The organism is Neobacillus sp. SRL179, from assembly GCF_984799095.1.
Genome location: NZ_OZ481792.1, coordinates 4,642,361 through 4,658,611, shown reverse-complemented (window position 1 = coordinate 4,658,611; position 16,251 = coordinate 4,642,361). Strand labels below are relative to the sequence as shown.

5 protein-coding genes are annotated in these 16,251 nt (G+C 45.1%); 4 read left to right on the top strand and 1 reads right to left on the bottom strand.

The annotated features are described in order from the left end of the window. Positions 1–32: 32 nt before the first annotated feature. Positions 33–1,502: an amidase family protein gene (locus AC4E8C_RS22880; RefSeq protein ID WP_490208924.1), complete on the bottom strand. Its 1,470-nt coding sequence runs from the start codon at positions 1,500–1,502 to the stop codon at positions 33–35. Positions 1,503–3,236: 1,734 nt separating this feature from the next. Here AC4E8C_RS22880 and AC4E8C_RS22875 point away from each other — a divergent pair. From AC4E8C_RS22875 to AC4E8C_RS22860, 4 genes are all read left to right on the top strand, one after another. Continuing rightward, on the top strand, positions 3,237–5,594 hold the full coding sequence (locus AC4E8C_RS22875) for a bifunctional YncE family protein/alkaline phosphatase family protein (RefSeq protein ID WP_490208923.1): 2,358 nt from the start codon (positions 3,237–3,239) through the stop codon (positions 5,592–5,594). Positions 5,595–5,738: 144 nt separating this feature from the next. After that, the gene (locus AC4E8C_RS22870) at positions 5,739–8,861 is read left to right on the top strand and encodes an efflux RND transporter permease subunit (protein WP_490208922.1); all 3,123 of its coding nucleotides are present in this window, start codon (positions 5,739–5,741) and stop codon (positions 8,859–8,861) included. Positions 8,862–9,700: 839 nt separating this feature from the next. Beyond that, a complete protein-coding gene (locus tag AC4E8C_RS22865; RefSeq protein ID WP_490208921.1) occupies positions 9,701–12,106 on the top strand; it encodes a pectate lyase family protein in 2,406 nt (801 codons plus the stop codon). A 357-nt stretch (positions 12,107–12,463) separates the two neighbouring features. Then, complete coding sequence (locus tag AC4E8C_RS22860; RefSeq protein ID WP_490208920.1) at positions 12,464–15,976, top strand: InlB B-repeat-containing protein; 3,513 nt, start codon at positions 12,464–12,466, stop codon at positions 15,974–15,976. The last annotated feature ends 275 nt before the right edge of the window (positions 15,977–16,251 follow it).

Genomic DNA, 16,251 nt, shown 5'->3' with positions numbered 1-16,251 from the left:
CTCCGAATATTTTTTCTAAGTTTTATAACAAACTACCTTGGATCAATAGGTGTTTCGATTCGCGCATGCGCTTCAATGACTTCAGCAGCATCAAATAACGTATCCTCTCGGAAACGTCTTCCTAAGAGCTGAACGCCAACTGGGAGACCATCTGTAACAGCAGTTGGAACGGATATTGCTGGGAATCCGAGCACTGGGATTGCCATCATGGACCATTGTGCATCCATACAACGCCTCATGCCTTCAACGCTTTTTATATCAGCATCTTGTTCAAATGCCTGTTCAGCAGATACCGGCATGAGCAGCAGCGGATATTTTTGTAAAAACTCTTGAAGTTGAGCAATTAATGTTCCACGACGTGCGTAGCCCTTAATATAATCCGATAGTCCAGGGCTTTCTCCCCACCATTCTTTTGCATTAGCAAAATAATTAAAAGCAGCCTTTTTCATTCCTACGTCCCCATACTGCTCTACGAGTGACATATTAGTTCTGAAATCTTCCATTACTAATAGATACCAAAGTCTGTAGGCCTCTGCGAATAGAGGAAGATTGACTTCTTCGACGATATAACCAGCCTGCGTCAACTGAATAGCTGCATCACTCAAAGCTTGATTGACAGCTGGTGATGGAGTGGCAACACCTCCATCACGTAATAGTCCAACACGGATTGGCTTTTGAAGGGGCTCGCCAATTAACGGTACTGATGTATGGAGTGGATCACGAGGATCAAATTCACACATGCTTATTAGGGCAAGACGCAGATCCGCAACGTTACGAGCAAGTGGTCCATCGGTTGACATCAATTGTACGGAAAGTGACTGATCTCCACTCGGAGGACCATACCAGCCAGGAACTCTTCCCATTGTAGGGCGGATGCCAGTGAGTCCACAGGCATAGGCTGGATGACGAACCGAACCTCCAATATCATTACCATGCCCGATTGGCATCATGCCAGATGCTACAGCTGAAGCAGCTCCTCCGCTTGATCCGCCAGGTGTATGAGTTTTATCCCAAGGGTTTAAGGTTCTTCCATGTAAATCATTATTTGTAAACCAGCGGAAACTAAAGGCCGGTGTATTGCTGCGGCCCACAATCACAGCTCCTGACTTTCGTAAATTGGCTACAGGGGGACTGTCTTTTTCCGCTAGATTGTCTTTAAATGCCACAACACCATCTGTTGTCACATGTCCAGCTTGGTCAACATTAATTTTTGTTGAAACAGGTACACCATGTAAAGGTCCAAGCCGCTCGCCCTTTCTCATAGCAAGATCGGCCCGATCGGCTATCGCAAGTGCTTCTTCTGCATGTACTTCAACAAGGGCATTAACCACTGGATTTACTTCCTCAATTCTGTTCAAACAGCTCTCAACTGCCTCACGGGAAGAAAAGAGTCCAGTTCGAATGCCATGAGCCAGATCTGTTGCAGACCAACGCCATAATTCATCCTTGCTCTTATTATGTAATCCCTGAGATGCACGAGTTTGTACTAAATGCTTGTCCAACCTACATCGCCACCTATCTAATCATTTTGAGATATTTAAGAACTGGTCATAAACTTTCACAGCATAATAAAAGATATTCATTAATTTTTGAAATATGTCCTATCTATACAATTATGAAAAGTATCACATCTGGCAATTATCGAGAAAAAGAAAGGATAAAAACTGGTCTCTATCCTAAATCGCATTGTAGCTAGCATTGGAGTTTGCCCGGTTCTCTAGTCGTTCGCTCCTATTTAAAAAAGGGATTGGTAGGAACAAATTTTCGACAACCTTTTTAGTGATTAGCACGTATAAATACGCCTTAGTGCGTGATGGGGACTCTTCTAATCAATCGTTTGTTTAGTGTGGAAAAGATGGGGATTTTTTAGAATGGTGTCTTTTGATGAGAATTTTATCTTATTTGATAGAAAGTTAGGTTTTAGTAGGATGAATTTCGATTTGATTTACGACAATCTTTGTTCATGCTTATTCACGAGATTGTGAATGGAGTGTTACCTCCGGCCGTTTTAACTAAACGTTTGAATAGTATAGCACATAAGGATTATGGTCGAAAATGCGTCGTTTTTTGAGGATTAAGAGTTAAACGGGTTTAATCCATCAATTTTATCCCAAATTCCAACAACTTTTTTATGCGCTGAGAGGGAAGAGTGTTTATTTTTCAAGGGCAGCATCCTTTTTAATTAAACGTTTGATTAAAGGAGAAAATACTAGATAGTAGTCGGTCTTTGTCATTTTAAATGTTCCTACTAATATAAAATAGAGAGAGGAAGTTTCTTACTTATGTTGTGCTTGTAAATATTTATAAGGTAAATATTCTTGTGAAAATATCATCTAGACTGTTAATAAAGAGAATTGTATTTGTACAAAGTAATATGAAAAGTCCAGTAAGGATTAAGAAATAATATTTTTCCATGAGAATGCTCCCTTACTTTAAAATTTAGTCCTTAAACAAAATTATAGCTTCCAATTGTTAACCAATTTTTGATTTTTAGTAAAAAATAGATAAATATTATTAAGAGTCCCAGAAGGACAGCACTAGTTCAGAGGCTGCCCCATTCTTCTTTATGTGATTTGAACAACAGTTCCCGACAACTTTTTTAATTTATTTCAGTTATAAATTGAGGAATAGTGCATGTTAAGGATCTTTTATTTAACGATTGTGTAATGTTGAAAAGGTGGAGAATTTTTAGAACGGTGTCACTTAATGAGAATTTTATCGGTTTTGATTATAAGTTAGGTTTTAGAATGATGAATTTCGATTTGGTTTGCGACAATCTTTTTCCAGCTAGTTTGGAAGAATGTATATAGGGCGAACCTTTCCGCTACTTCAAACAAACGTTTGAATAGTATAGCACATACGGAATTCAGTCGAAAATCCGTCGATTTTTGACAAAAGTGCACTACACGGGTTTACCCCCCATCTTAACCCAAGATTCAACAACCTTTTTATACGAAGTAGGGGAGAAGTTATTTAAAGAGGGGTGGGTATTTACCTATATTTGAATATATTTCTCCATTCTGACGTGGCATGTTATTCCAACTATAAATCTTCAATATATGAAAATGGTAGGAGATGTTGAAGTTTGGCATAGGAAATCCCTCTCATAGATAAATAGCAATCGATAGATTTTCCTAATTTTCTTTATATTTCTTTAATTTCCCTTAACTTCCAATTTACAAAAGCGGAGTAGGATTGACTTTGTAAACAAACTCAATCCTAGAGGAGATGTTAAAATGAAACGCAAAAAGTTATTGGCAGCATCGCTTGTGACATTGCTTCTTGGTTCTACGTCAACCTATGCAGCCTACACGAATTTGGTTGGTCCGAAAGAAGATGGAACCGCTGTTACTCCACATGGATGGACGGTTACGCCTCCGGGTTCGCAAGTGACGCTTGGAGACTTTCCTATGGGTGGCGTGTTAAGCCCTGACCATCGGTATCTTCTTGTTTCCAACGATGGACAAGGTGAGCAATCCCTTCAAGTAGTGGATGTTAACACCCAGAAAGTCGTACAGACCATTCCTTACAAATCACCTGAGGCCTTGTATTTAGGGGTCGCCTTTAGTCCGGACGGAAAAACAGTTTATGCATCAGCGGGCGGCAATAACAAAATCCGCGTCTATGGATTTGAAAACGGCACCTTAACCGAGCGTTCGCCAATCATGCTTGCAGATAAAAACAAAACCAACTACTACCCAGCTGGAATTTCTGTTTCAAAAGATGGGAAGTCTCTGTTAGTTGCGAATAATTTACATCATTCCGTTTCAAAAGTGGATCTCACCACCAATCAAATCGTAAAAACCACTTCTGTCGGTAAAAATCCTTACACAGCCGAATTAAGCCATGATGGGAAATCTCTTTATGTAAGCAACTGGGGTGAAAGCAGCATCAGTGTTGTCGACCCGGAAACGTTGACCATAAAAAGCACCATTTCCGTCGGACTGCATCCAAATGCCATTATTGAAAATACAGTGGATGGGATGATTTATGTATCGAATTCCGACAGTGATTCCATTTCCGTTATCGACCCTGCTCAACAAAAGGAAATAAAAACCATTTCGCTAAGTCCATATAAAAATGCGCCTACAGGGAACCAGCCCAATGCGCTAGCCTTAAGTGCAGATGGAAACACCCTTTACGTGACGAACGGAGGAACGAACGACGTAGCCGTTGTGAACCTGCAAAAAGGAGAAGTGGATGGACGAATTCCTACTGGCTGGTATCCAAGCGGTGTCTACATACATGAAGATCAACTCATGGTTCTGAATGCCAAGGGTCTTGGCGCTGGTTCGAACCGGGAAGGCCAGTATATCGGCAGTATGATCAAAGGAACGATGTCATTCATCGATACGCCAGATGGGAAGCAGTTGAAAAAATATACGAAACAAGTAGAAAAAAACAATGAGATTTATAAGCCAACAGGTTTTAGCGCAAGTGATAATTTCCCAATCCCTCGCTTTGAAGGTCAAGAATCACCCATCAAGCACATCATTTATGTAATCAAGGAAAATCGCACGTATGACCAAGTATTTGGCGATGTGGAAAAAGGAAACGGTGACCCTAGCTTAACCATCTTTGGCAAAGAGATTACGCCAAATATCCATCAGCTTGCCGATCAATTCGTTTTATTGGACAACTTTTATGCGAATGCAGAAATCAGCGCCCAGGGTCATAACTGGTCGACAGCGGCCCAGTCCAATGATTATGTAGAGAAAAACTGGCTTGCCAACTATTCTGGACGTAACCGCGGTTATGATTTTGAAGGAGATAATGAGGCCGCCTATCCAAAAGCTGGATTCCTCTGGACAAATGCAGCTCGTTCAGGTGTAACCTACCGAAACTATGGGGAATTCGTCAACTATGACAAAAAAACAGGAAAATATGTGGCGACCGAACCTAGTATGGGCACTAATTTTGACCCGGACTTTCCTTCCTATAATCTGAAAATTTCCGATCTCACCCGCTATGAGGCATGGTCAGAGGAATTTCAGCAATACGTAAAAAACGGGAATCTGCCACAGCTGCAAATCGTTCGCCTGCCTAATGATCATACGCTTGGAACAAAGGTAGGGGAACTAACACCGCAAGCGATGGTCGCGCAAAACGATTATGCACTTGGAAAGCTTGTTGAGACGGTCAGCCAGTCTCCTTATTGGAAAGACACAGCCATTTTTGTGACAGAAGATGATGCCCAGAATGGCTGGGATTCGGTGGATGCCCACCGCACAACATCACTTGTGATCAGCCCGTACACGCAAACAGGCAAGGTGGACAGTACTCTTTATGATACCACCTCCATGCTGCGGACGATGGAAATGATCTTGGGCATGAAGCCGATGACCCAATTCGATGCTTCTGCCGTTCCAATGGTCAATTCATTTACGCATAAGCCAGACTTTACTCCTTTTAAGGTAACTGAACCAACCTATCCGCTTGATCAGAAAAACGGGGCAAAGGCACCGATGGCAAAAGAATCCGCAGAACTAGACTTTACAGGGGTTGACCATGCCAACCCTGAAAAGTTAAACAAGATTCTTTGGAAAGCGGCAAAAGGAGATAAGCCATATCCTGGAGAGAAAAAGTCTAACTAAATCATGATGAATTGGGTGACGCAAAGTGAAAGTTAGCAGCACCGCAAGCACCAAAACATGTTGGTGCGGGTGCGAACTCCATTTTTGGGTCACCTTTTTTTAGCTCTAATTCATTTAGTATTTGAAAAGGTGGTTTATTTTTCGATGAGTCGATTTATTGAAGCAGCAATGAAACGGTCGGTTTTAATCTTAACCTGTGTCGCCTTGATCATCACATGGGGGGCGATGTCAGCTTTTCAGATGCAGCGGGAGTATCTGCCGCCGATTAATAACACGGCCCTTATGGTTACGATTCAAGCGGACGATTATCAATCGGATCAGGTGAAACAAACGATTGCGGCCAAAGTGGAGGAAGCCGTTCAATCTGTTGACAAGCTCAGCTACATCGAAACCAACTCATTTGATGGCGGGTTCATGGCCAGTCTCTACTTCCCCAACCATACGGATATGGAAGAGGCGGAAAACGACGTCCAGAAGGCGATTGAAAAAATGGAATGGCCAGACCGTGTGAAAACACCTCTTGTTTCACGAGTCAGTACGAACTCTTTTCCCGTCCTGCGCTTGAGTTTAACAAGCGAAAAAACAAAGGAAAATCAATTGCGGACATCGGTTCAAGATCATGTGGTTAATGAAATGAAACGTGTTCCAGGCGTAATGGATATACGGGTAACCGGTGCCGGAAAAGCCGGATATGTAATGACACTGAAACCTGACGCACTTGAAAAACACCATCTAACAGTAAAAGATATCGAAAATGCCCTTTCTTCGATTCATCCGATCTGGCCTCAAGGGACGATAAAAGAAAACGGCGGACCGGAAGGACAAATTTCCATGCCTATCCGCGTTACAGGGTGGGAGCTGAATCGGACAGACTTAGAAAATATTAAAATTCCTACCTCTGACGGAGAATCCGTCGTTTTACAAGAAATCGCCACCATTAAAAGCAGTTTAGTAGACCTGCAAACCATTTCAAGAACGTCGGGAGACCCAAGTGTACTTCTTGATGTTTTAAAAACACCTTCAGCAAACGTAACCGATGTGACAGAACGGATCAATGAACGAATCCAGGCCCTGCCTGAAATCAAGTCAGGAGACGTTCAGCTCTCCCTTTTATTGGACCAAGGAAAAGAAATAAACACGGCTTTAAAAGGGTTAATCAAGGAAGGGTTATTAGGGATTGTATTCTCGGTCATCTGTGTGTTTGTCTTTTTTAGAAATATCCGTTCCACCCTGATTATCGCCTTGTCATTGCCAGTCTGCCTCCTTGCCGCAACAGCGATCCTCAAAGCGATGGATGTCAGTTTGAATATCTTAACCATTTCCGGATTAATCGTCGCGATGGGGCGAGTGGTCGATGATTCCATTGTCGTGATTGATAATATGTTCAGAAAACAAATGGAACAAACAGTCCGCCAGGTATCCATTCGGCAATTGGCGAGCGGGGTGGTGGAAATGATTCCTGCCATTGTTTCCTCCACAGCCACTACCATCGCTGTGTTTCTGCCGATTTCGCTGATTGGCGGGATGATTAGCGCTGCTTTTTCCGGATTTGCTTGGGCAGTTGTCATTGCCCTTGTCACCTCACTGGCCGTTTCGATTTTGGTCGTACCTGCTTTAGCCTATTTATGCTGGAAAAAACAGTCCATTACGAAGTCAGTGGACGTGGAGATGAAAGCGCGAAACGTACTTCAAGGGGTATTTTTAAAGAAAAAAGTCATTGTAACCGGTGCGGTGGCCTTATTGGCTATAACCGTTGCAATCGCTGCTTTTCTGCCAGTGAATTTTTTTCCAAGAGAGAATGCCAATGGTGTGACCATTCAAGTGGAACTTCCGGAGCAAGCCCTGCTTGCTGATGTGGATGCTGAGGTAAAAAATATTGAAACCATCTTAAAAGATCAACCTGAGGTGGAAATCTATACTTCTACTCTTGGCTCAACGTTTACCCCTATGTTTGACGATGTATTTGATGAGGGCGGCGGTTGGATTCAAAAGCAAAATATCGCCAACATTTCGGTCGGGATTAAGAAGCAAACAGACACTGACCAATTCGTGAAACAATTGCGCAGCCAGCTTGGAGCGTTATCCACCAATGCGGTCTTCACTGTTGCCAACCAAAATATTGCCGGTGATGATTCGCGCTTAAAGGTGATTTTAACCGGGGAAGATCAGCAGGACCTAGATACCGCTGCGATTCTAGTAAGAAGTAAACTACAGATGGTCCCTGGTTTAAGTGTGGAAGGAGCGGCAAATGATGCCGATGAGTCGATGAAACATTTCCTTTCGCTAAACCAGAACAAAATTCAAGGCTTAGGTCTGAATGTCGATGAAGTGACGAATCGAATTAGTCGCTATTTGCCTCAAAATGTAAGAATGGATGTTGGCAATGGAGAGGCAGCGATCCCGATTGAGTTGCAAATGGACTCGGCTCAAGGGAAGCTCGCAGCGGCGGGTGACCCGAATCCGGAAAAAACGATTCTTTCCAAACTGGGACATGAAACGTTTACGGCCAAGGATGGCGCACAGGTGTCGCTGGCGGAAATAACGACATTAGAGACGAGCAGCCAAACGGCGATCAGTGAACGGGACGGCCATTCATTTGCGGCTGTGACCGGCAATATTGTCACAAGAGATATTGGCAAGGTCACGAGACAAGTAAATGAGACCATGAAAGGGTTGGACCTTCCTTCAGGTGTTGACTACTCGCTCGGCGGCATTTCACAGCAAGTGAAGCAAATGGTGATGGAGATGAGCTTAGCCCTCATACTGTCGCTTGCCCTTGTCCTGATGATTGTCAGTGCGGTATTCCGCGGCTGGCATGCACCGGCTGCTGTATTGATGTGTATTCCGATGGCATTGATTGGATCTGTTTGGGGCATGGCTCTCCTTGGCATGGAATGGAATCTGGCTGCCTTGATTGGCCTGTTGATGCTTGCAGGTATTGCGGTCACCAACGGCATTGTCCTCGTCGATAAAATTGAACGGAATCTTGCTTCAGGAATGGAAGTGAGAGAAGCCATTCTTTTCGGAACGGCTACAAGGGTGAGGCCGGTACTCATGACAGCGGGGACGACGATTCTGACTCTGCTGCCTTTAGCTGCCTCAAGTAACGGAAAAACACTGGTATCGCAAACCCTCGGGGTTGTCGTTGTAGGCGGGATGATTAGTTCAACCCTTATCTGCCTCCTGCTCATACCGATTATGTATGAATGGCTGAGCGTAAAAAGGAATAAAACAAAAAAACTTCAGCAGCAGCCGGTGTCAGCGTAATTCGAAAAGAGGAGGAAATTGGATAGACTTATAGATTTTAAGAATGATCGATACCCAAGGGGCAGATCTTTACTCCTGAGCCAGGCAAATGATGCCTGGCTTTTGTTAGCTATTGATAGATTACGAATTTTAGAGAATCTAGCTAACAATCCTCTAAAAATTAGTTGATGGACGAGCAGGAGTAGTAATTTCATCCCTATGGAAACGCCACAAACTGACATCTTTTCGACCAAATTCCAGATGTGCTATACTATTCAAACGTTTGGTTAAAACTGCTGAATAGACTGGTCCATACACGTTCTTCCCTTTTAAATAGGAAAAAGATTGTCGTTAACCCTCACCCAATTTTCCACAAGATTAGATAATTTCCTCTAAACCCGACACAATTCTATCACTATCCTATTTATTCAACACTACACAAACGTTTGATTAGAAACACCCTCAGCCCGCATCTAGCCTGGAATAATTCCTCCTAATGAGAGAAAAGCATGTCGAATGAAAGCTGCTTTTCCCTCTATCCTCAGTCACTTTCCCCAAAAAGAAGATTCTCCTCTGAATAAAGAGAACTCTTTAAACAGAGTGGATAAAAAACAGAAATAGCAGCTGCCCTAATGGGTATCTTTTCCTAAAAAACTGTTAAATAGTTGGAAAATTAAGAAAACATCTAAAAATATTAACCTAAAATCTAAAAATCTTTAATATTACTATGAAAGCGTTTTCGATATAATGAGACCCGAAAGGAGGAAATCAATGGAAATTGAGGTTACGGAAATGTTGATCGAGGACAAAACGGTGGAATATTGTTTGTCACAAAATAGAGCAAGGAGAGGTGGTTCAAAATGTTTTTTTCAAAAGTAAAGAAAGGAATCGGTATCGTGTTAGCGACGATGTTGGTATTGTCATCCTTCGTGTATGTACCGATTTTAGCTAATGATGCGCCAGCTTCGGCGGCTTCTAATGAAGTAGTTGTCAAAGATTCCGGGACCTGGTTTGAGACCGCTTTTGCGACTTGGACAGGAAGTACCGACGCAGATTATAAAGTTTATGTCCGAGGAGAAAACATCGTGGATTGGCGCGATGGCAGCCAGATTGAAGACTTTTTAACAGACTGGTCTTTAGTGAATGACGAAGCAAACCAACTGCTGGTTCGTGTAGTAGATAAAGCCCGCGGCACTTGGCGTGTGGATATTCCAGGCCTGCCTAAAGGGAAATATGAAATTCAGATTCGAAACAATGATGGGAAAGTCCTTGAAACCATTTCCAATCTGGAGACGCGCTCATTTCCGCGTAACGGAGCTGCGTTTGTTCCTTCAAATCAAAATGAATTCGAAGGAAATCATGAATTTGCTTTAGATGGAGCTGTAGGTGGTTACCTGCCGGATGGACGGGTAAACCCTGAGGCGAAAGTTATTTATGTCACAGAAAAAAATAAAGAAACGACTTTCTGGGGAAATGCCATTTTTCAAACAGATAGAGGAAATACCCCAAATAAACGTACGCCGTTAATCGTTCGTTTCTTAGGAAAAATTACCGGTGATGACCGCTTAGTTGGTGCCGGCAACGGAAATATCACCTTTGAAGGAATCGGTCCGGATGCCTTGCTTTATGGATGGGGACTTCGTACCGGAGGCGCCCATAATATTGTCATCCGTAACCTGCACTTTGATTATTGGCCAAATGATGCCATTGAACTCAATGGTAATAACGCTACAAGAGGTTCAAATTATTGGGTACATAACAACAGCTTTGGTTATGGCCAAAACCTGTACCTTGCCACGGCAACCGACCCGGACCAAGCGAAAGGCGACGGCGCTGTTGATATTACCAACCACGCAAGAAACTACACCATTGCCTACAACCACTTCAACGGCAGTAGTAAGGTGATGCTGATTGGCGGCGGTCCTACTTCCATCAGCGCACACTATGGAACTATCGATCATAACTGGTTCGAAGGTTCTGAAGAACGAACACCACGGGTACGCAACGGACGTGTTCACGTCTTCAATAACCTCTACCAAAATGTTCAAGGGCATCCATACCATGACACTCTCTTTGACCGTAACACGGGTTATGGAATCGGTGCTGCCCATAATGCCAACGTTTGGGCGGAAGGGAATATTTTTGACCATGTTAACTTCCCATTCCTAAGAAGCCGTCAAGGACACGCAAGAGGGTTCCAACCCAATGATTACGGCTCTGACTTGCCATCTGGGACGCCGAATGCCGGATATAATCACTTCTTCGGTGATGCCCCAGGATTTATTGTGTCCTATGAAGCGGTGAAAGATGGGGATTTCCCTGAAACAATAGAAGGCTTTAGAAAACTTACCGATGTTATGCCGGGCATTACCCAAGAAGACTTGGATTCTCTCAGAGAAGCTGCCCTGAAGCTTCAGCCGAATGTTTTGGACGAAAGCTCTGCCAAAAACTTTAATGTCAAAGAAGATGTGGGAATCGTTGTTGCTCATGATTCAACCACTACGAATCCAAATATGACAACAAGTCCGGCAGCACAATTGGATTGGAAATTCAGACCTAGTGAACAAGGGGTTTGGCCTACAGGCAGTGCGGAACAATCCAAAGCTTTACGAACTGAAATTGAATATTATTCCGGTGCCCAACATGCTCCGAAAGCAAAAGAGGCGCCAGCCACTCCTGTGATTTCAAGTGTTGTGATTAATGATGAAGCACGTTCTGCGGTGGGAGCGTTTATTCCAGCGCCAGGTAAAATCGTGGTCTATAAAGATACCTTCACCGTTAACTGGGTGAATACAGATGTATTGACAGAAAACTATGAAATTCAATGGGATCAAGGTTCTAATGAGTGGACATCCCTTAAGACGGTTAAAGCCAATGGCCGTCCGACAAGTTTCATTACTCAAGATATCGACCAGTTTGCCCATCTGAAAGCCATTCTTGCCAAAGCGGAAGAAGGCGGCGCTTATTCATTCAGAGTCCGCGCCCTCAACACTAAAGGTGCAAGTGGATGGTCGGATGTGTATCTGGTAGGCGAGTTGAAAGTGGTCGATGCTGCGCCTTCAGCTGTCGTCCATAAACAGAACGGAAATCAAAATGAGCTAACAGTGACAGTAACAGAAACGTATCAGAATCGAACCACTCATGAAATTTCTGATACCTTCACCATTAAAAACAATGCCGAAGGCACATACAATGTCGGCGGCTACAAGGTCTTTGTCAACACAAAAGGAAACGACCAAATCCGCGATTGCTACATTGTGAAGTAAGTCCAATTTTAAACCGCTAAGACGAAGGTGCAATACCAACTTTAACCCAACCGGCGCCGCCAATCAGCCTGATGCCGCGGCGCCATAAGGATGGGAGAGCATTTTTGTTTGAAAAATAAACGGAGAAATTCCGCTTAAATTGGAAAATACCCATATTTTATTAAAAATAATGGGAGTTTTTCCGCCTATATGGTCCAACTCTTTGATTATTGTCCTATTTAGAGTAGTTAAGCGGAATAGCTCCGCTTATTTCTGCTTTTTAAGCTCGAAGGATATACATTAGGCGGAAATTCTCCGCCTATGCGTTATACCGACGAAAATCAACTATATAAAAAAAGAGAAGGAGTGTATTGTCTGATGGTAGGAAAAAAAGCAGTCAGTATTTTGACCAGCGTTCTGCTAGTGTTCAATATGTTCCTGGCAATCGCGTCTGCCGCGGAAGGCGATGACGCCGCTGCCCCTGCAGGCACTAGGTTTGACCAAGAAAATATCAACCAATTGGAAATCGCTAAGATGGAACTTCAGAACAAGATCACCACGTTGAAGAAGGCCAAGTCGGTCAATGCTACCAAGGTTGCCCAGCTCCAGTCGCAGCAAGCCGCTGTAAAGGCGCTGGCGGACGGCTTAGAAACTGCCCAAGGGGCGTCGGCTGAGGAAAAGGCTGCCTTACAAGCGGCGCGGACGGGAGCACGCAACGCCTTAGAAGCGGCGAACGACCTCATCGAAAACGTAACCAACGCTTCAAGCGGTGAATCTCTGTTAGTAACGTTTGACACCAACGGCGGCAGCGCAGTCGATCCGCAGCACGTGTCCGCCGGCGACACGATCGAGGTTCCGGAGCGTCCTAAAAAAGACGGTTTGGTATTCGTGGGCTGGTACACGGATCAAACCACCAGCGTCCATATGTGGGACTTTTTGAACAACAAAGTAGTCGATTCTATGACATTGCACGCAAAGTGGGTCCAGGTGGACGAGAAGCATCGCCTGCTGAATGCTTACGCCACGACGGAAGAGCTTGAAAATCCTTACGTTGCAAAAACGCTGCAGACGTTGGGAACGCTGTCCGCAGACCAACGCGAGCTGACGCTGCCTGAGGGCACGACGGTGTACGTAGTTCCCGGCGTGTACTGGACGGATACGACGTATAAGGAAGGCGGCGTGATTGCCGGTCCGAATATCGGCTTAAGCCTTTTGGGCGAAAACGTCTCTTTCCTCGGCCTTACTGAGGATGCTACAGACGCAATTATCTGCGGCAACCGCGGTGAGGGAGGTGAGACCGGCTTAGGCGCGAACGGCAGCTGGTATTCACTTGGCATCTCCTCGGGCTTCCACAGCGAGAACATCACCATCGCCAATTATGCGCAGGAGGATTTGGTTTATCCGCGCGATCCATCACAAAATATGAAAAAGCGCATCGACTCCAAAAATCACGCTGAGGTTTTAACAAGAGCCAACGGCACGGGTGCGCCAGATAAGCTGTACTTTGAAAACACGCGGTTCGTCGGCTATTTGAACATGATGCTTGGCCTTGCGCCCACCCGCGCTTATTTCTTAGATAGCTTTTTCCAATTAACCGACGACTCTATTTTCGCCGGCGGTGTCAATGTGTACGAGAACTGTACCTTTCACTTCTTCGGTAACCACCCGTCCGTCAACGGTGCTGCTAACGGCGGTGTCAGCGTCCTCTTGGGCAGTAAAATCGTCGGCATGCCGCAAATGACCAGTACGGATGTTTTCCTTGCCAAGCAGTCCAACTCAATCGGCCCTAACGCGAACGGAATCTTCGCCATCATCGATACCCAGTTCACCGGCCGGATTGAATCGGTCGAGTGGGAAAACGTGGTACGTGAGGACGCCCGCCACTTTGTGTCGAACAACACCATCGGTGAGGATAAAAAGCCGCTCGTCATCAGCCCGTCCCAGCCGCAAACCTCCGTTACGCTTACTGGAAATGCCCTTAATGCGTTTAAAGTTGGCGAGGAATACAACGTGTTTAACCTCTTAAAGGGGAATGACGGTTGGGATCCTAAGGGCCAGTACAATGCTGAGTGGGAACCTTATGCCCATCTGCCGTATCGATTCTTAATCGAAGCAACGGGTAAAACCATGTATTCCGACAAAACGGACAACACTAACAAGGCTGTTTTGACGCCTGCCCCGGCTCCGGTGGATTCCGTTGACGTAAAAAATACTGTTTGGTCATACGATAAGAATCTGTTGAACGGCACCGTCGACGCTGAGACTGGCGTCATTACGCTGACCGCCAAGCCGAACAATACCGGCGCTATCATTAAGACGATTGTAACGGGCACGCTTCCGAGCGGTATATCGGCTGGTGCTACGCTATACATCCGCCCGACGCCCGTCTCCGTACCTGTAGTTACAGCGCCAGGGATTGAGATTAGCGAGAATCTTGCAGCGCTCAGCTATACGCTGGACCAGCTTGGATACAAGGATACCTCCGTCATCGAATGGTATCGCGAGACAGGTCCTGATACGACAAACGGCGTTCATATCGGCACGATGCGTAACGACGCAAATGGATTCTTCGTAGATGAACCATTTAAAAACTACGCTTTGAATAAGTACGACGTAGGTTACTACCTGCGCGCCGTGATCACACCGAAGTATGAGTTCAGTTCTGCCGGCGCTCCGATCACGGTATACTCCAAGCGTCCGGTCAAGGCAGCCGACGTAACCGAAACGTCGTTGTATACCGACTTTAAGAATTTGTATGTTAACAATGAAGACAACACCACCACGAAGGACAGATGGTTCTTTGACCGTGTGAGCGGTACAGCAGTGCCGTGGGGTTGGGGAATCGGAACCAATGGCACGGATAAGATATGGGGCCTTCAGAATAATTCAGGCGGTACGAACACCAGATTCGTGTTCGGTCAAACTGGCAGCTACAGCGATATGTCGATGGTCCTGAACTACTCATCAAGTAAGGTCGAGGGTCAGGGCTTCGGCGGGAACGGTAACTTCATGGATCTCTATGTGAAATACGATCCAGCGACCCGGGTGGGATACGGTCTTCGCGTCGAACGTACCGCTGCCGGAGGCTCTAACGCCACGATATGGACGCTGTATAAATATGACGGCACCAATCAAACTCCGTTGAGCGAGCCGATTAGGACAGCTGCGTTTATGCCGAAGAGCACCATTACCGTTTCCGTAACGGGAAGCACCCTTCGCGTCCAGGCTTCGACGCTGTCCAAGAAGACGCCGCTGCAAACCCAGCAAAATCTGCCTAATTCGGTTGACATGTCGTGGACGGATGAAACCGGCGCTTTGGGTAAAAACAATTTTGGCGGATTCGGCGTCCGCATTAACAACTCTGGCAACTCCTCTTACGACTATGCCGGCAGCGGTATGACCACCAATAACACCGTCATGCTGCACAACGTGAGAGTTGACGCCTCCGATAGAAATCATGTGGTGACGTTCGATACCAACGGCGGTTCTGCGGTCGCTTCGCAGGTTGTGGACGAGGGCGGCAAAATTGCCCAGCCTGAAGACCCGACCAAGACCGGCTACATGTTTGACGGCTGGTTCAGCGACGACAAGCTTGAAAAGTCATGGAACTTCGACACGCCTGTCACCACTGACATGACGTTGTACGCCGCTTGGAAAAAGATTGTCGTACTCTCGGCGACTCCGTCTGCCTCGGTCGAGCAGCTGCCTGGCGATACGAACAAGCTAACGATTAAGGTCTCAGAGGCGCTGTCTGACGGCAGCACGAACGTCATCAGCGAGACCTTCAGCATTCGCAATAACGCGGTCGACACCTACGAGGTCGGCAACTACAAGGTCTACGTCGACACCAAGGGCAACACGCAAATCCGGGAGTGCTATATTGTGGAGTAGAGATGCCGGAAAGGGGACTAAGTAGTTCTTTTTTAAGGTACCAGCACATATAAAAGCAACTATAATAGCAGAGCGATTCGCTCTGCTATTTAGTTGAGTTGAAATTTAACCTCTATTAATTGTAAAGCGAATAGTTTTGCTACTTGAAAACTAAAAAAACGACAGTTCACCTGTCGTCATTAAAATTTCTTATTGAACATAAGGTCCCTGTTAGTAGAACAAACACTTCATTTTGTATAATTATTATACACATTCTGCACATGTGAAATAGTTTT